The sequence below is a fragment of the Campylobacter sp. MIT 12-8780 genome (assembly GCF_006864535.1).
Classification (GTDB): Bacteria; Campylobacterota; Campylobacteria; order Campylobacterales; family Campylobacteraceae; genus Campylobacter_D.
On the sequence record NZ_QHLL01000011.1, the window covers coordinates 1 to 18025 of the forward strand.

Sequence of the window (18025 nt, forward strand, 5' to 3'; positions counted from 1 at the left end):
AATTTAAAGAAAAATATCTTGAGACTAAACATCCTTATCCTGCTTTGCTTGATTGTGATGTTTTAAATGAGAATTTAGAACAAAGACAAAAGAGTGTAGAAGATGAGGATAAAGTTAATAAAAGCTTATCTTATGCTGATATAGAAGCTGATATTGCTTGGGAGTTGAATTTGGGGTTGCCAAAAGGCTATAAGTTTATAATTATCACCGCTTCTTTTACTGCACATTCTGCTGTTATACGAAGCTTAAAAAAGTGCGATGTGCATATTATGAACGATCATGTCATTGATGATATAAAAAGGCATTTTATTTATGATTACACACAAAGCCTAGAAAATAAAGCTGCTGTAGCCATAAACATTACTTTATATAATGTTGCTCGTGGATTGTTAAATGCCCAAAGAATGCTTTCATTCACTCATCATACAAGCCCTATTTTATGGGTGGTGCGTGATCCTATATCAAGACTTAAATCAAGCCTAAACAATTCTTGGGCTAAGGCAAATTTAGCTTATACTTTTGATGAAAATAGTGATTTATCTGCCCTTGATAATAGACTTTATTTTCCTATAGATATAAATAAAAATTTAAAAGAACGCATTAAAATTTCTTTAAGTATCAATACCCTTGCTTACGCACCATTATTTGAATATAGCCAAAAATTAGGTTTTTCTCACATTTCTTTTCTTGACTTTAAAGAACTTGATGAAAACAAACTTTTTGATACTTTTTCTAATCTTGCTCAAAAATTTGATTTTAATACGCCTCAAAACAAAGATGATTTTTCTCATACTACACATATTCAGCTTTTTCATGGTATTTTACCTTTGCGTTATACAATAAAAAATACAGAAGTTCTCATCAGTGCTTATAAAGATGGAGGCGTTGAGATAAGTGAGCTTTTAGGCTTAAAAAAAGATTTTTTTGAAAGAAAGATTCATATCTATACAAAAGAAGAAAACATAACCATCATAAAAAAAGAAAAAGCTTTATTTAAAGAACAAATTCAAAACTTTATCCTTGCTTTGAAAAATGTTATTGACTATACCAATGAAAATTTAAAAACAACAGAAAGAAAAATTATTGATTTAGCAAGCAAAGATCAAGAATTAAGACTTTTACTGAAAGAAACTTTAGATAAAGAAGCTGATTTTATAAAACAAACTCGCCCTGATATCATCGCTTCTTGGAAGTATTATAATGAATTTGAAAAAATGTGTGAGGAGTTGGATAATTAAACACTCTTTGTTTTGAAAAAATGCCGATATTTATCAATACTTGATTTGCGCTAAACACACAAAGCATTTAACTGCAAATCAAGCTTTTTAACTCTTTTTCTTTAAAATTTCTTTCTTTGCACATCAACGATGATTTCATTAGCGATATCATCTACTTTTTGAGAAAGATCATTGGTTTGATTCACTACTTCAAGACTTTCTTGCATCATTGTTTTTAAAGAAGCTATGCTATCATTGATGATATCAAGTCCTTGGGCTTGTTCTTTTACTGAATCAGACATTTCATTAATGCTTTGAGTGAGTATATTGATATTTACTTCGATTTCACTTAAGGATTTTCCTGTTCTCTCAGCCAAATTTCGCACCTCATCAGCTACCACCGCAAAGCCCCCCCTGCCATGTTCGCCAGCTCTTGCAGCTTCAATAGCTGCATTGAGGGCTAAGAGATTGGTTTGCTCAGCTATATCTTTGATCACAACAACGATATTTTTAATATCTTCAGCCTTTAAGCTTGCCTCACCGGTTTTTTCGCTTGCACTATGCATAGATGAGCTGATTTGCTCTACGGCTGCAGCTGAATCTTCAAGCGAGTGCATTTGCGCTTTGTTTTCTTCGACAAGCTTAAGCATAAGTTCTTTAAGCTCATCAGATGAGCGAGCCAAATTATGTGCGAAATTTGATGAAGTGCTAAGCATATTTTTGATCTCTTTGCCTAAGATATTTGTAGTTACTTCAATATTTCCTTGAGCATTTTTAATCTCAGTTGTAAAATCCAAACTTTTGTATGCCTCAAATACCCGTTTGATTTCGTTCGTATCAGAGCCGATCTTTTCTTGCAAATCATCAAACAGGGTATTTAAAACATCTTTAAGCTTTGAAAGCTGAGGGTTTGAAGGAATTTTATCAAGCCTTGTTGTTAGGTTTCCATCTTCGATCTGCCTTGCTACTTCCATCACTTGAGTTACCATTGTTTTGTCAGCATTTAAGTTATGAATGGTGTTTGTAACATCACTTTCAAGCATTTTGCACATATCGTGGAACTCATCTTTACTTTTAGTTATTTTAATGCTAACACTATCGATTTTGTGGTTGATAAATTCAAAAAATGATTTCAAATTTTGAGAAATAGTCGCGATAGAACGAGCGATATTTATGTAAAAGCCTAGTGCAAAAGGAACAAGTATCAAAAAAAGTATTACAGAAACAGCAAAGGTAATCAAAAACGTATGATCAAGCCAATCGATAATATGAGCTGTTTCTTTATTTGCCTCATCTTGCAAGGTATCTGTATAAATTCCCGTTGAAATCCAAATTTCATCAGTGTTTGGTATCATCACTGAATAGCTTGTTTTTTCAGCAATCACATTTGTGCCATCTGGCAAAGGCTTAGTAAAATAAAACTTCACAAAGCCACCTCCTGCTTTTGCTGCCTTATATAACTCATCAACATAAGCTATGCCATTAGCGTCTTTTGCTCCTGTTAAATCCTTACCAAGCAAGTCTTTACGCACCGGATGAGCTACAACTTTGGTGCGTTGATATACGAAATAATATCCGCTTTTATCATCTTCATAACGAAAATTTTCAATCGCATCAGCGATGATTTGTATCTTTTCTTCTTCGCTTGAAACATTTTTAAGCAAATCTCCTATAGCTTGAGCCATAGAAAGATCAAGAAGTTTTACCTTTTCTTCGGTTTGGTGTTTAAACACTTCATAAGTTTGCTCTGTTAGAAAAGCGCCGGCTTTAGAATTATTATAATAAAATTGTGCGAAAATTACTGCAACGATGATGAAAATACCCATTCCTAAAATCGCCATTTTAGTTTTGATGTTAAAACGCATATATCCTCCTAGTCAATACTTGTGAAATTCACACTTATATTATAGCAAAAAAATGAATTTCTTCCAACTTTAAAGTAAAATGATGCAGAAAATAAGATTATTTACTACTTTTAAAAAGCTCTTCAAAACGTTTGTTTGCAAACTCTTCTATATCTTTACAAAGAATTTGATAATTTTTCATAAGCTCTAACGCCCTTGGAGTAAGCTTTGTGCCTGATTCTTTGCTACGTCCTTGTTTGGTGATGACAAGTTCTTCTTCTGTATTTTTTTGCAAGGCTTGAAGGTGTGTCCATGCTTTTTTGTAATTGATCCCCATAAGTTTTGAGGCTTTAAGTATGCTTCCGCTTTGCTCTATAAACTCTAAAAGTTCGCTTTTACCCTTACCAAACAAAAGCTCATTATCAGCATTTTCTATCCAAGTCTTTGTTTTTACGATCAGCTTATCTTTTTTTTCTTTCATCTTCATCAACCAACTTTTTGCAAAATGTGCTTATTATAACTCAATTTACATAATAAAAATTATAAATTCTTTTATTTACAAATCATTCATAAATTTTATAATTTTTAAGTTTTTTTATCTTTATTTGTAGTAATTTATATTATACTTAAGACGTTTAAATTTTTTATCATAAAAATTTCAAAGGATAGCAATGGCTAAAAAACTGACCCAAAAGGCGATAGCAAGGCAAAATAAAATCAAAGCTGTAGCTTTAGAATGCTTTTTAGAAAAAGGTTATGAAGATACAAGTTTAAATGAGATTATCAAAAAAAGTGGGGGTTCTTTTTCGAGCATTTATACTTATTTTGAGAGCAAAGAAGGCTTGCTTTTGGAAGTTTTAAGCGATGAAATTAAAAGGCATTTTGATTTTTTTAAAAATTTAGAAAATGACACTGCTACGGATTTAAGAGATTTTTTACTTCATTTTTCACAAATTTTTTTAAAAAAATTTAATGATTATACGACTATAGCATTAGCAAGGATTATCCATTCTCAAATTTATAATCTTCAAGGTATGATGAAAGAGTGGTTTAAAGTCAATCAAGACTTTTTTGCTGATACCATAGTCATCAAACGTTTTAAAAGAGAAAAAAATCCTTATCTTAAAGAAAATGCTGAGCAACTTGGCACGCTTTTTTGCACCTTGATTAAAGCACCATTTGAAAGTTGTGTATTTGGCAACACGACTATGAGCGAGCAAGAACAACAAAAACATATTGAATTTTGTGTGGATTTTTTCTTAAAAAAACTCGTATAATATTTAACCTCATTTACCAAAATTTGTTTATAATTTTAATTTGCTATTTTGTAATAAAAATTACACAAAAATAAAATTTACAAAAACTGATTTGATAAAGGAAAATACATGCAAATTACTACAATACGAGTATTTCTAGCTTTAGGTTTGGCTTTATTTTGGCTGGGTTGTAGTGGTGAAAAGCCACAGCAACAAGGTATGCCTGCTATGCCTGTGCAAACTATGCTTGCCTTAGGAGAAGATATAAGCACAAGTTATTCTTATCCAGCCAAGCTTGTAAGTGAAGAAGATGTAGTGCTTAAACCAAAAGTAAGCGGTGCGATCACTCAAAAGCTGTTTAAGGCTGGTGATAGAGTTAAAAAAGATCAAGTGCTTTTTATCATCGAACAAGACAAATATCAAGCAGCCAATGAGATCGCTAAAGGCGAATGGCTCGTTGCTAGAGCAAATTTTTATAATGCCCAACAAGAACATGAAAGAAACGAAGCTTTAATCGCCAAGCAAGCTATTTCTAAAAAAGAATACGATACTTCTTTGGCTGCTTTTAGAAGTGCAACGGCGAATTTAGAAGCTGCTGCTGCAAGTTATAAAAGCGCTCAAATTGATCTGAATTATTCTAGTGTTTCAGCCCCATTTGATGGTGTGGTAGGTGATGCTTTAGTCAATGTTGGTGAGTATGTTAATGCCACCGCAAGCGAGCTTGTAAGGATTACAAATTTAAATCCAATCTATGCTGATTTTTATATCTCAGATAAAGACAAAATGAAGCTTGATCAAGGCTTAAGTGATAACACTCTTGAATTTGCAAGCCCAGAAGCAAATATCACTATATTAGGACAGAATTTCAAAGGTAAGGTGTATTTTATCTCTTCGGTGATTGAAAATAGCAGTGCAAATGTCAAAGCAAAAGCGATCTTTGACAATAACGAAAGCAAACTCATACCCGGCACTATCACAACCATTTCTATGAATGGCTTTTTACAAAAAAAGGCATATAAAATTCCACAAATTGCCGTTATGCAAGATCAAAGAGAAGCCTTTGTTTATACGATAGATAATGCAAAAGTGAAAAAAATACCTATACAAATAGCCTATCAAGATAATCAATTCGTTATCGCTTCAAGTGGCTTAAAAGACGGCGATAAAATCATCTTGGATAATTTCAAGAAAATTTCAGTAGGCTCAAGCGTGCAAGAAGCTGGGAGTAGATAATGTTTTCTAAATTCTTTATCGAACGACCTGTATTTGCTTCAGTTGTGGCGATTATCATCTCATTAGCTGGAGCTGTGAGTATGTATTTTTTGCCTATAGAGCAATACCCAAGCCTTACTCCGCCAACCGTTAGTGTAAGTGCGACTTATACAGGAGCGGACGCTAAAACCATAGCTGAAGTTATCGCTACGCCTATAGAAGATGCGATCAATGGGGTTGAAAATATGATCTATGTAGAATCAACCTCATCATCAGCTGGCACTATGAGACTAACAGCGTATTTTGAAATAGGCACTGATCCTGATCAAGCAACCATTGATGTAAATAACAGAATTTCAGCTGCTACTGCAAAGCTTCCTGAAAGCGTGCGTCGTTTGGGTGTAACTGTAAGAAAAGCTTCATCATCTATGCTTGAAGTTATTACGATAAACTCAAACGATGGCTCGATGGATGCAACTGAAATTTATAATTATATCATCGTAAATGTCTTAGATGATATAAAAAGAGTTAAAGGCGTGGGCGATGCTACGGCTATTGGGAATAAAAACTATTCAATGCGTATTTGGCTCAAACCGGATTTGTTGAATAAATTTGGTATAACAGCCACAGAAGTTATCGCGGCGATAAACGATCAAAACGAACAATACGCTACTGGTAAGATAGGCGAAGAGCCGGTTGCTGAAAAATCGCCTTTTGTGTATTCTATCACTATGCAAGGAAGGCTTAAAACACCAGCTGAATTTGAAAATATCACCTTAAGAGCAAATGAAGACGGCTCTTTTATCCGTATTAAAGATGTCGCTGATGTTGAGATAGGCTCTCAGCAATACTCTTCTCAAGGGCGTTTAAATGGTAATGATGCTGTGCCTATTATGATTAACCTACAATCTGGAGCAAATGCTGTAGAAACAGCCAAACTCGTCGCAGCTAAAATGGAAGAGCTTTCTAAAAGTTTTCCTCAAGGCTTACAATACAGCGTTCCTTATGATACAACAACCTTTGTGAATGCTTCTATCTATGAGGTGAGCAAAACCTTTGTCGAAGCTTTTATTTTGGTTATTTTGATCATGTATTTATTCCTTAAGAATTTCAGATCAACCTTTATCCCTATGGTTGCCATTCCAGTTTCTTTGCTTGGAACCTTTGCTGGACTTTATGTGTTGGGCTTTTCTATAAATTTACTCACACTTTTTGCTCTGATCTTGGCTATTGGTATAGTGGTTGATGATGCTATTATCGTGGTTGAAAATATCGACAGAATCATACATGAAGATAAAGATATCAGTATAAAAGATGCTGCCATTGAATCTATGAAAGAGATTACTTCTCCGGTTATTTCTATCGTTTTGGTGCTTTGTGCGGTGTTTATCCCGGTTTCTTTTATGGGCGGTTTTACCGGACAAATTCAAAGACAATTTGCCCTTACTTTAGCCATCTCAGTAGCAATTTCTGGCTTTGTAGCTTTAACGCTTACACCTTCAATGTGTGCTTTATTTTTAAAACGCAATATGGGCGAGCCTTTCAAGATAGTGCAAAAATTCAATGACTTTTTTGACTATTCGACACGAATTTTTACTGCTTGTGTAGCATTTATACTCAAAAAAGCATGGCTTTTTGTGGCACTTTTTGTGGGAATGATTTTGCTTACTCTTGGACTATATAGTATCGTGCCAAAATCACTAGTGCCTGCTGAAGATCAAGGCATTATGATCGCCATTACAAATTTACCACCTGCTTCAGCTTTACATAGAACGGTTGATTATATTGATGATTTAAGTAAAGATTTTAATGCAAACTCTGATATTCAAAGTAATATGTCTATGATCGGTTTTGATCTTTTCACAAGCTCTTTGAAAGAAAATGCTGGCGTGTCCTTTGTGATTATGAAGGATTGGAGTGAAAGAGATATTACCTCAGCACAGCTTTCAGGCTATTATAATCAAAAATACTTTATGAATCCAGTTGGACAAACTTTCTTTGTCAATCCACCACCTATTCAAGGACTAAGCTTAACAGGTGGCTTTGATATGTATGTGCAAAACAGAAGCGGAAAAAGCTATGAAGAAATTCAAAAAGATGTGAATATGCTTGTTGCAGAGGCTCGAAAAAGACCGGATTTGCAAAATGTGCGAACTACACTTGATACAAACTTTCCGCAGTTTAAAGCCGAGATTGATAGAGATAAGCTTAAATTCTACAATCTTACTATGAGTGATGTTTTTGGCACACTTGCAGCAACGGTTGGAAGCTATTATGTCAATGATTTTTCTATGCTTGGTAAAACTTTTCAAGTCAATGTTAGGGCTTTAGGGGATTTTAGAAATACTCAAGAAGCACTTAAAAATATCTTTGTGCGTTCTTCAACCGGAGCAATGATATCTTTAGACTCTGTGCTTACACTTCAAAGAAGTATAGGACCTGATGATGTTAAACGTTTTAACCTCTTCCCAGCCGCACAAGTGCAAGGCGATCCAGCACCCGGCTTTACCTCAGGACAAGCTATACAAGCTATCAGCGAGGTAGCAGCTCAAACTTTAGGTGATGATTATACCATAGCTTGGAGTGGTTCGGCATATCAAGAAGTAAGCAGTTCAAATTCTGGACTTGTTTCTATGAGTTTTGGGCTTATATTTGTGTTCTTAATCCTTGCTGCTCAGTATGAAAGATGGCTTATGCCTCTAGCTGTTGTTACGGCTGTGCCATTTGCTGTATTTGGCTCCTTGCTTTTTGTGTGGCTTAGAGGCTTTGTAAATCCGGCTGTAAGCAATGACATATATTTTCAAACCGGACTTTTGCTCCTCATAGGGCTTTCAGCAAAAAATGCGATCTTAATCGTTGAATTTGCTATGGAAACACACCTTAAACAAGGTAAAAGTATATTTGACTCTGCGGTTGAGGCAGCAAAACTGAGATTTCGCCCAATTTGTATGACTTCTCTTGCATTTTGTTTAGGAATTTTGCCTTTGGCTCTTGCTTCAGGAGCTGGAAGTGCGAGCAGACATTCACTAGGCACAGGACTTTTAGGCGGAATGATCGCTGCTTCAACACTAGCACTTTTATTTGTGCCTTTGTTCTTTTACTTGCTTGAAAGCTTTAATGTTTGGCTTGATAGAAAGAGAGGAAAAACTCATGCGTAATTTTATATCTCTTGCAACTTGCCTTGTGCTGGCGGGTTGTTCTTTAAAGCCTTTTTATGAAGCTCCTCAAGCTCGTTTTAATGCAAGTGCAAATATGCTTGAATGTATGGAAGATCAAGGGTTAAAATGTAGCCAAAACGCAAACAATCAAGTGCGTTTTGATAAGCAATGGTGGAGACTTTTTAACGATGTTAAACTTAATGAACTTGTCGAAAAAGCCCTTGCAAATAACACAGACTTAAGAATTTCTTTTCTTCGCTTTGAACAAGCGGCGCAAACTTTAGGTATTGATAGAAGCGATTTGTTTCCAAAACTTGACGCAAGTGCTGGTGTAACGCGTTCAAGCACAGGTAAAAATGCGAATTCTTTTGGTGCAAGACAGACTGGAAATAACTTTAATATGGGCTTAAATTTAAGCTATGAACTTGATTTGTGGGGCAAATACAGAGATGGGTATTTTGCAGCAAGTAAAGCTTATGAAGCTTCAGCATATGATTTTGAAACAGCAAGACTTAGCCTTGTTTCAAATGTTGTTAAGCTTTATTTTAACGCTATAAATTTGACAAATCAGGTGCAGATTTTAGAAGAAGGCGTGCAAGATTACACAACAAGTTATGAGCTAAGAAATGAGCAATTTAAAGTCGGAGCTATCGGTGAATATGAGCTTTTAAGCTTTAAAGCCCAGCTTGAAAGCGCAAGGGCTCAACTTGTCAGTGCCAAAGCAAACAAAGATAATAATGACAAAGCTTTAATGATACTTGTTTCAGCAAATCTTGATGATATTTTATACGCAACTTCAACGCAAAATAAAATCGAAAATTTCAAAGTTGAGCTTCCTCAAGGCATAAGTAGCGAAATTTTGCTGCAAAGACCAGATATTCAAGCAGCTTTAGCCAGACTTGAGCAAAGAAACTATCTTGTAGGCGTTGCAAGAACAGCATTTTTGCCAAACATTTCTTTAACCGGACTTTTAGGATTTCAAAGCACACAGCTTAACAACCTTGTCGAAAATCCTAGTGTAACTTGGAATGGTGGGGCAAGTGCTTTGATGCCGATTTTCCATTGGGGTGAGATTAATGCAAATGTAAATTTAGCTAAGCTTTCTAAAGATGAAGCTTTTTTAAACTACGAAAGCACTTTAAAAACAGCTTTTGGAGAGGTAAGAACAGCTCTTGTTGAAAGACAAAGTGCTTTTATGAATGAGAAAAATTATGCTGATTTGCTTTCTTCTCAAGAAAAAATCTTTGAACTTTCTCAAATTCGCTATGATAATGGCAGTATTTCGCTCAACGATCTTTTGAGTGCTAGAAGTAATTATCTTAATGCCAAATTAAGCTATGAAAACTCTGTTTATACGCTTTTAAGCTCTGTTGTTGATGTGATAAAAGCCTTTGGTGGAGGTTTTAATGCCACAGATAATTACGAACGCAACCTTGAAGATAGTGCGACAAAACTTGATATGTCTTTTAGAGAGTAAATTTTACTCTCTAAAATCTATACCCTAAGCCAAGAAGTAAAAACTGAAATTGCTCATCATAAAAGTTGATATTATTGTCTCTTAGCTCAAAGCCATAATTTGCAAAAGCATAAGCTTTTTTATAGCTTAAAATTCCTAATTTTACAAGATTGAAATTTGCTTTTATATTGTGTGCTTTTTGCGTCTCATTAAAAATCACATTGTGTTTTAAAGCCTTAAGATAAGAATAACCAAAGCTTGGAGTAAAAATATAGCTTTGAGATAAAGGAATTTTAGCTTGCAAATTAAAGCCATATCTTTGAAACGCCGTAGCCCTACCCTCAGCGTCATTATAATCATAATGCAAATTTACACTTAAAAGGCTGTAATTATAAGCAAACTCAAATTGATGAAAATTGCCGCTTCGCTTTAAGCTTTTTAAGCTTACCGCATCGTTTTTAAAGTCATTGTTTGCAAATATGTAGCTTAGCGAGGCATTTGATTGTTCGTTAAATTTATAATTTTGAGAAAGCTTAAAACCAAGTCTTTGAACATTAATTTCATCTCTATAAGAAAGCAAGTAAGGATTTGCATATGCTTTTTCACGCAAAGAGCTTAAAAACTCAAAACTTGTTTTATAATCATTAAGATAACTCAGCTCATAGCCCAAAGAAATTCCGCTTAAATCCCTACCACTAAAGCTTTTGAGATAAACCTTATCATCGCTTAAGAAATTCTTATACGCAAGCTCAGCATTGACAAAAAATGCCGCTTTTGTATCTTTGTGTTTGTCACTATATGAAGCTAAAAAACTTTGATCTGCCCAAGTTGATAACCTGCTTTGAATAGACCTTATACCTGTGCCTATTGAGAGATTGGCGCTGAAATTTTCATTTGCATACAAAAAAGCACTCGCAAGAAAAATACAGCTTGTGATTTTTTTCAAGGTTGTATCCTTAGTCGTTTAAATTCGTATTTTTGCATTTTTCACAAAAAATGCTTTGAATTGTAATTCAAATTACCTTAAAGCGAGCTAAAAATCTTTGCTTAAATCCTTATCCATATCTATATCATAAGCCTTATAAATTCGTGGCAAAAGCTTGCGAATAGCATAATCATAACGATGAAAAAGCTTGTGAAAATCCCTTAAATTTGCATCATCTAATTTTTCAAAATCAAAAATATTTAAACCTTCTTTTTTTGGAATTTTTGCATCAAAAAAGGCGTAAAATTCTTTCCTTTGCTTAAAAAGCTCATTTAAATCAGCGATGATTTGTTCTTTGTTCATTTGTTATCCTTTTTTTTTAAATTTAAAACACTCTTACTATCATCACCACTAGTATAGCAAGCATAAAAAGCGTTGGGATTTCATTGTATGCACGAAAAAAACGCCCGCTTCTTTGACAGCGATCATTTTGAAGCTGTCTTAAAAAACGCCAATTATCAAAATGATATACAAGCAAAAGCAAAGCCAAAGTAAGTTTAGCATGGATATGTGGCTGTTTCATCAAAATGGGATTTGCGGCAAGCATTAAAAAAGCTGTAAGTAAAGTAACAATCATCGCTGGCATAGCTATGCCTTTGAAAAGCTTGCGTTCTTGCACTTTTACTACGCTGAGAAAACCGGCATTATCCTTATGCTCGCTATGATATACAAACAAACGAGGTAGATAAAATAAAGCCGCCATCCACGAGATAAAGCCAGCATAATGCAAAGCCTTCACCCAAAGATAATGTTGTGAGATAAATTCAAGCATTATTTTTCCTTAAAATCAAAATTTAAACCCTCATTATATCAAAAAAAGAATGAATTCAGCACAAAGAAGGTTAAAAGCTAAATTTTAAGTGGAATTTAAACTTTTAAAAATACCAATATAAGAAAAATTAAGCCTGTGCTTTTTTAGCTTTAAAAAATAATTCTTTAATGATAATCAAAGCTACGCCAATATTAATCATCACATCAGCGACATTAAACACAGCAAATTCAAACCATTTGTGCCAAAAAAACATATCTACCACACCCACATGCACAAAGCGATCAAGTAAATTTGAACTTCCAGCCGCTAAAATCATCGCAAAGGCTATAAAATGCTCTTTTAAAAAGCTTTTTTGCCAAAGCAAATATCCACTTAAAACAAGGAGTAAAAAAAGGTGTAAGTATTTTAAGTAGCCCTTTAAAAAGCTTAGCATTGAAAAAGCCACGCCATCATTATACACTAAAACCAAATCCATATACTCGCTTTTAAAAGCAGTGTTAAAATTTGGCATTTTATTGATGCCTAGATACTCAATAGCTAAAAATTTACTCAGCTGATCAAGTGCAAAAACAGCGATAAAGATGAGTGTGAAAAGCCAAATTTTCTTAGGCATTCAAGGCTTTCTTAAAAAACTCCACTACATTTTTCATCTCTTTTTCAAGCACACTGGCATTTTTGCCTTCTATAAGCAAACGGATGAGATTTTCTGTGCCTGAGTATCTAAATAAGCTATTTAAGCCCTTATCCTGCAAGCTTTTTTCAAGCTCTTTTAAGCCTTTAAGCTTGCTTAAGTCTTTTTTCTCGCTGATTTTAAGATTGACAAGTTTTTGCGGGTAAGGCTTGATTTGATTTAAAATCGCACTTGCTTTTTTATCTTTTGAGAGCATTAAAGCACTAAATTGAAGTGCAGCAATAAGTCCATCTCCGGTTTTAGCATAATCAGTAAAAACTATATGTCCGCTTTGCTCTCCGCCAAAATTGCCATTAAGTTCTTTGAGTTTTTCAAGCACAAGCTTATCGCCAACCCCACAAGTTGCAAAGTCAATTTTATGCTTGTTTAAAAACTCTTTTAAAGCCCCATTACTCATTATAGTAGCAACTACAGCTGAGTTTAGCTTGCCTTGCTCTTTTAAAAAAAGCGCTAAAACTCCAAGCAAACTATCGCCATTTGCCACCTCGCCCCTTTCATCAACCACCACAAGCCTATCAGCGTCCCCATCAAAAGCAAAACCCACATCAGCACGCAACTTTTTTACCTCTAAAGCTAAATTTGCAGGGTGAAGCGCACCGCAATTTTCGTTGATATTAAGTCCATTTGGCTTATCATTAAGCACTATAACTTCAGCACCAAGCTCTTTAAAGATAGTAGGAGCGACTTTATAAGCTGCACCATTTGCCGCGTCAAGCACCACTCTTAAGTTTTTAAGCGTTAAATTCTTTGGAAAAGAATTTTTTATGCTTACTATATAGCGTCCTATAACATCATCAATCCTCTTGCTTTGTCCTATGTAAGCGTCTTGATTTTTAGCATTTTGTATAAGCTTATCATCAAAATAAATCTTTTCGATCTGTCTTTCAGCCTCTTCACTAAGCTTATTACCATGCGTATCAAAGAATTTAATGCCATTATCATAATAAGGATTATGAGAGGCTGAGATCATAATGCCCGCATCACAACGCATATCCTCAGTTAAAAAAGCAATGGCAGGTGTTGGCATAGGTCCTATTTGAATGACATTATAGCCTATGGAAGTAAGTCCTGAAACTATGGCATTTTCGATCATATAGCCACTTCGGCGTGTGTCTTTACCAACTAGGATATTGTTTGTTATAGCCTGATCCTTAAAATAAATCCCAGCAGCCATTGCAAGTCGCATAGCTAAAAAGCTATCCAAAAACTCACCAGCCTTACCACGCACGCCATCAGTTCCAAAAAGTTTCATCATTTATCCTTAAATTTAGCTTTGAAAACAAAGATTATAACAAATTAGCCTAAAAGATGAATAAACAAAAATATAAAATCTTGGGCGTAAAAAGCAATTTGCCTAAAATAAGCTGTGGGTTTTCAAACAAAAGCTAAAACAATATATATATTGTTGTGAAAAAATCCAAAACAAGCTATGAAATGGTGAGCAAAGGACTCTTTATAACAAAGATAGCAAATTTTCTTTTATTATTTATCCTTTTGAAGTTCATAGAGTTTAGCATAACGAAAAAATGCTCCTAAAGCATTTAGCAAAGCGACTATAAAACCTTTGTAGCCGTATTTGAAACCAGATCGTAAAAAATAGTCTTTAAAAAATACCAAATGAAAACGACAAAATGCCGCGAAAAAGCTTGTTTTCTTACCATTTTTGAATTTTTCTTGGGCTGAATAGCTGGTGTAGGTGTTCATTTTATGGATTATGCCTTGCATATCTTTAAAAGCGTAATGCTTAAAGCCATTTTTAAATTTGATCTTTTGTGAATTTGTGGGTATTAGCACGCTTTCATGCACAAAATTATCATTAAAGCGAGTAAAGTTTTTGTTAAACACACGCCAAACAAAATCTGGATACCAGCCACAAGCCTTGATCCACTCGCCTCTATAAAGATTTTTGCGTGGCAAAGCGATGATGGAATTTGAAGTAAGCTCAAGAGCTTTTAGCTCTTCTAAAGCCTCTTTTTCAAGCACTTCATCAGAGTCAATACTTAAAATCCACTCGTTTTTTGCATAGCTTAGGGCTAAATTTTTAAGCTTGCCAAAGCCTATAAATTTACTGCTGTAAATGTGTAATTTTTGATAAGTTTGATTAAAGTTTTTAGCGATGTTTAAGGTATCATCATTACTTTCATTGTCAAGTAAAATAATCTCACCAAACTCACTGAGCGAATTTAAGCATTCTAAAATTGTATCTTGAGCATTTTTTACTAAGATACAAACGCTGATTTTTTGCGTATCCATATCCACCTTTTAAGATAAAATGAAGTTTGATTATACAATGAATTTGTGAAATTTAAAATATCTTCTTTCAAAAATTCAATACAAAGAACTTGCTAAAACAAGGATAAAATGAAACAATTTATACAAATTTTCTTGACCTTATAATAAACGCAAGCCTAAAATACAATACCTCTCATACTATACAAACTTTAATATGATAAGAAATTTCTTATCTTAGCTGCTCAAGTCTTTCTTTTTTTGTGCCTATTTCAGTGATTTGCACGCCAAAATTCCCATCTACAATGACAACTTCTCCATACGCCACTCTTTTATCGCCGATGAGAATTTCTAAAGGATCATTAGCAAGCTGGTTAAGCTCAACAACTGAGCCTATATCCATAGTTAAAACATCTTTTAAAAGCATTTTTTTGTTGCCTATGCGAACGCGGATTGGCAAACGCACATCCATTATGAGATTGATATTTTTAAGCTCTTCTGCTACGCTTGCAAGTTTGCTTTGCGCTTCTTGGTTAGCACCCTCACTCACGCTTTCTATGATGGCTTTTCTATCAAGGCTTGCGTAAAGCTTTTCGTCCATAATCAAGGCGATCTTTTCGTCCAAATCAGCGATTTTAACATCAAAAAAATACAACTTATAAAAGTCTTTTAAATCCAAATTATCCGCTACAAAATCACAACTTTCAAGCTCAAATTCCATTTTAGTAAGCTCTTTTTGTGCGCCAAGTGTGGTTGAAAAAGCTGAGATGATGTTAAGTATGGCTTCTTTAGCAGCGTCCATTTCATCAGAATTAAGCTGATCATTTTTAGAAATTTCTTCCTCGCCCATCATCCATTCGCCAATAGCACTCATTAAAACAGCACTTGCTAAAATGCCGAATTTCCCGCCCGTGCTAACATTAAAAATCGCTCGCACTAAAGGTGGATTCATAGAATCTTGAGCATTAACATCAAATTCTTGATACTCGCTAAATTGGGCTGATTTGCCTGTAAGCCCCTCAATCGTGCTTGTTGCTTCGTTTGTAAAAAATTTTAAAAAATCGTTGATCATAGTATTTCCTCTTCTTCTTCTGTAGCTTCACTCTCATCATAAACGCTAGCTTTTGCCCTTCTTTCATCTTCATATTTTTCAAGAAGTTCTTTAATCTCGTCTTTATCGGTGCGGATAAGTTCGATGATCTTGATACTTTTTCTAAAGCGGTGTAAGCCAATTTGTGCTAAAAATACATCTTTTTTATCTATAGACACGATAGCCTTATCATCAGCTTCCCTGTCAAGCCTTAAAATATCGCCTTGTTTAAGCTCTAAAAACTCATCAACGCTGATTAAGGTTTTACCCAAAATCGCCTCATACACTACCTCAGCGCGTCCTATGAGCGTTTTTAGCTCTTTGTTTCTTGACTTTTTAGCTGAAGTTTCACCCATCATTATATCTCTATTTGCCAAACGACTTAAGATACTTTCTAAATGCACTACCGGATAGCAAATATTTACCATACCGCTTGAATTTCCAATGATGATCTCCATAACCACCATGATAACGATTTCATTTTGTGCTACGATTTGCACGACATTTGGGCTACTTTCTTTAGCTTCAACGCTTGGATAAATTTCAGTTACCGTTGCCCAGCTTTCTTTAAGCCTTTGCATAATGATACGCAAAATGCTATCAAGCAAATTAAGCTCTATATCAGTAAGTTCTCTTTGGGTTTCATAACTATCGCCTTGTCCGCCCAAAAGCCTATCTATCATAGGAAAAGCTATGCTTGGATTGATCTCTAAAACGCAGTTTCCATCAAGTGGCTTTATGGAAAAAACATTAAAGCTTGTTGGGCTTGGCAAGGACATTAAAAACTCACCATAAGTCATTTGATCGACTGAGTGAAGCTTGATCTCAACTATACTTCTCATCATCGATGAAATTTGAGAAGCAAGATTTCTTGCAAGCTTATCGTGTATGCCTTTTATGGAACGAAGCTGTTCTTTTGAGACTCTGTTTGGACGTTTAAAATCATAAACGACAATGTTTCGCTCATCTTTTTCGCTCCCACTATGAGTGCCTATGCTTGAATCGCTATCATCAACGACTTCAAGCAGGGCATCAATTTCTTCTTGGGATAATATCTCAGCCATTTCCTAGCCTTTCTCTAAGCTTTTTTAGAAGTTTTTTATGAATTTGAGAAATTCTACTTTCGCTGATTTGCAAAACCTCGCTAATCTCTTTTAAATTTAACTCTTCATAGTAATAAAGCTGAATGATAAGTTGCTCTCTTTCCTTTAAGCCTTCTAAAATTTCGCTAATCTTTTCAAGTAAAACATCTTTTTCTATCTTTTCAAGAGTATCATCTTCACTATAACAATTTATCTGCTCATCAAGAGGCAAAACATAACTGATCGCATGGGCTGCTCTTGCGTCTTTTATCCTTTCTAGATCAAGATCAAGTTTCTTTGCAAGATATGCATCATCTGGCTCTTCTTCGTGTTCTTGATAATACTCATCGATTAATGCATCCATTTCCTTAATAATCTTGCGGTTATTACGACTCATCACATCAAGACTTCTTAGATAATCAAGCATAGCCCCATTCACACGTTTTTTAACATAGCCCCAAAAGCTGTCGTTTTGATCTTTGTCATAGCGACGCGAAAGCTTAATCATCTCTTCAACGCCTATGCTAATAAGATCATTCACATCAATACTGCTTGGCAAACGTTCTTTAAGACGAAACGCCATAGCACGAAGAGCTGGCATATACGCTACGACAAGCTCATCTTGCTCTTTTTTCAGCAAAGCAGCATAAGGATTAGGCTGGGCGTTTTTTAGCATTCTTGCGTCTTTCTTTGGCTTCGTTTTTCTTAAGCTCTACACGTTCTTCATTAAGCTTTTCAAGCAAGTGTTCCATTTTCTTTTCACGAATGGCAAGATCGTTGATGATAGTATTGCTTGTCTCTTCGTATTGAGCTTTGTTAAAAACCCTGCCGCCTATTTTTGTAACATCGATAAAATTCATAATAGAAATATGCACAAGCACATAAAAAGCAAAAGTAATCAAACAAGTAAAGATAACAATCTCAAAAGCCCCTTCAATACTCACTACACTAAAAGCAAGCCCTATAAAAAATCCACAAACGGTAAAAAAGGCTACGAAATTCTCAGGCATTGGTCTCATAATTGTCTTCCTTC

Annotated in this window: 15 protein-coding genes and 2 pseudogenes; 5 read left to right on the top strand and 12 right to left on the bottom strand. The window is 34.7% G+C overall.

Features of this window, described 5'->3' with window-relative positions; genetic code table 11:
• A partial coding sequence (locus DMB95_RS08165; protein WP_142931664.1) for a DUF2972 domain-containing protein occupies positions 1–1238 on the top strand: 1238 nt, incomplete at its 5' end.
• A 101-nt stretch (positions 1239–1339) separates the two neighbouring features.
• On the opposite strand, the gene DMB95_RS08170 is transcribed toward DMB95_RS08165, so the two are convergent.
• Together DMB95_RS08170 and DMB95_RS08175 are read right to left on the bottom strand one after the other, a co-directional pair.
• A complete protein-coding gene (locus DMB95_RS08170; protein ID WP_272482888.1) occupies positions 1340–3082 on the bottom strand; it encodes a methyl-accepting chemotaxis protein in 1743 nt (580 codons plus the stop codon).
• 97 nt (positions 3083–3179) lie between these two features.
• Positions 3180–3539, bottom strand: a pseudogene (locus tag DMB95_RS08175) (winged helix-turn-helix domain-containing protein); the annotation flags it as partial.
• A gap of 193 nt (positions 3540–3732) precedes the next feature.
• On the opposite strand from DMB95_RS08175, the gene DMB95_RS08180 reads away from it, so the two are divergent.
• From DMB95_RS08180 to DMB95_RS08195, 4 genes are all read left to right on the top strand, one after another.
• Positions 3733–4338 carry a TetR/AcrR family transcriptional regulator gene (locus DMB95_RS08180; RefSeq protein ID WP_137633414.1) on the top strand — a complete coding sequence of 202 codons (606 nt, stop codon included), beginning with the start codon at positions 3733–3735 and terminating at the stop codon, positions 4336–4338.
• A gap of 108 nt (positions 4339–4446) precedes the next feature.
• Positions 4447–5550 carry an efflux RND transporter periplasmic adaptor subunit gene (locus DMB95_RS08185; protein ID WP_142931666.1) on the top strand — a complete coding sequence of 368 codons (1104 nt, stop codon included), beginning with the start codon at positions 4447–4449 and terminating at the stop codon, positions 5548–5550.
• Positions 5550–8687 carry an efflux RND transporter permease subunit gene (locus DMB95_RS08190; RefSeq protein ID WP_142931667.1) on the top strand — a complete coding sequence of 1046 codons (3138 nt, stop codon included), beginning with the start codon at positions 5550–5552 and terminating at the stop codon, positions 8685–8687. The genes DMB95_RS08185 and DMB95_RS08190 overlap by 1 nt, the downstream gene beginning before the upstream one ends.
• Entirely contained in the window at positions 8680–10164 is a 1485-nt protein-coding gene (locus tag DMB95_RS08195) for an efflux transporter outer membrane subunit (RefSeq protein ID WP_142931668.1), read from the top strand. Before DMB95_RS08190 ends, DMB95_RS08195 begins: the two co-directional genes overlap by 8 nt.
• Positions 10165–10174: 10 nt before the next feature.
• Here DMB95_RS08195 and DMB95_RS08200 read toward each other — a convergent pair whose 3' ends face one another.
• The 10 genes and pseudogenes from DMB95_RS08200 to DMB95_RS08245 all read right to left on the bottom strand — a co-directional run bounded on the left by DMB95_RS08200 (position 10175) and on the right by DMB95_RS08245 (position 18002).
• Entirely contained in the window at positions 10175–11089 is a 915-nt protein-coding gene (locus DMB95_RS08200) for a DUF2860 family protein (RefSeq protein ID WP_142931669.1), read from the bottom strand.
• Between the two features lie 87 nt (positions 11090–11176).
• Positions 11177–11431 carry a CmeU family protein gene (gene cmeU, locus DMB95_RS08205; RefSeq protein ID WP_137633409.1) on the bottom strand — a complete coding sequence of 85 codons (255 nt, stop codon included), beginning with the start codon at positions 11429–11431 and terminating at the stop codon, positions 11177–11179.
• A 22-nt stretch (positions 11432–11453) separates the two neighbouring features.
• Positions 11454–11900, bottom strand: coding sequence for a protoporphyrinogen oxidase HemJ (gene hemJ / locus DMB95_RS08210; RefSeq protein ID WP_142931670.1), 447 nt, complete (start codon positions 11898–11900; stop codon positions 11454–11456).
• Between the two features lie 127 nt (positions 11901–12027).
• Positions 12028–12513, bottom strand: coding sequence for a signal peptidase II (gene lspA, locus DMB95_RS08215; protein WP_142931671.1), 486 nt, complete (start codon positions 12511–12513; stop codon positions 12028–12030).
• Positions 12506–13843: a phosphoglucosamine mutase gene (gene glmM, locus DMB95_RS08220; RefSeq protein ID WP_142931672.1), complete on the bottom strand. Its 1338-nt coding sequence runs from the start codon at positions 13841–13843 to the stop codon at positions 12506–12508. Before glmM ends, lspA begins: the two co-directional genes overlap by 8 nt.
• A gap of 233 nt (positions 13844–14076) precedes the next feature.
• A pseudogene (locus DMB95_RS08225) lies at positions 14077–14844 on the bottom strand (glycosyltransferase family 2 protein); the annotation flags it as partial.
• Positions 14845–15052: 208 nt separating this feature from the next.
• On the bottom strand, positions 15053–15892 hold the full coding sequence (gene fliY / locus DMB95_RS08230; protein ID WP_142931674.1) for a flagellar motor switch protein FliY: 840 nt from the start codon (positions 15890–15892) through the stop codon (positions 15053–15055).
• Positions 15889–16974 carry a flagellar motor switch protein FliM gene (fliM, locus tag DMB95_RS08235; RefSeq protein ID WP_137633403.1) on the bottom strand — a complete coding sequence of 362 codons (1086 nt, stop codon included), beginning with the start codon at positions 16972–16974 and terminating at the stop codon, positions 15889–15891. The genes fliY and fliM overlap by 4 nt, the downstream gene beginning before the upstream one ends.
• Entirely contained in the window at positions 16967–17668 is a 702-nt protein-coding gene (locus DMB95_RS08240; protein WP_142931675.1) for an RNA polymerase sigma factor FliA, read from the bottom strand. Before DMB95_RS08240 ends, fliM begins: the two co-directional genes overlap by 8 nt.
• Positions 17646–18002 (bottom strand): hypothetical protein, encoded by a 357-nt coding sequence (locus DMB95_RS08245; protein WP_442861452.1) that lies wholly within the window; start codon positions 18000–18002, stop codon positions 17646–17648. Before DMB95_RS08245 ends, DMB95_RS08240 begins: the two co-directional genes overlap by 23 nt.
• Between the last annotated feature and the right edge of the window lie 23 nt (positions 18003–18025).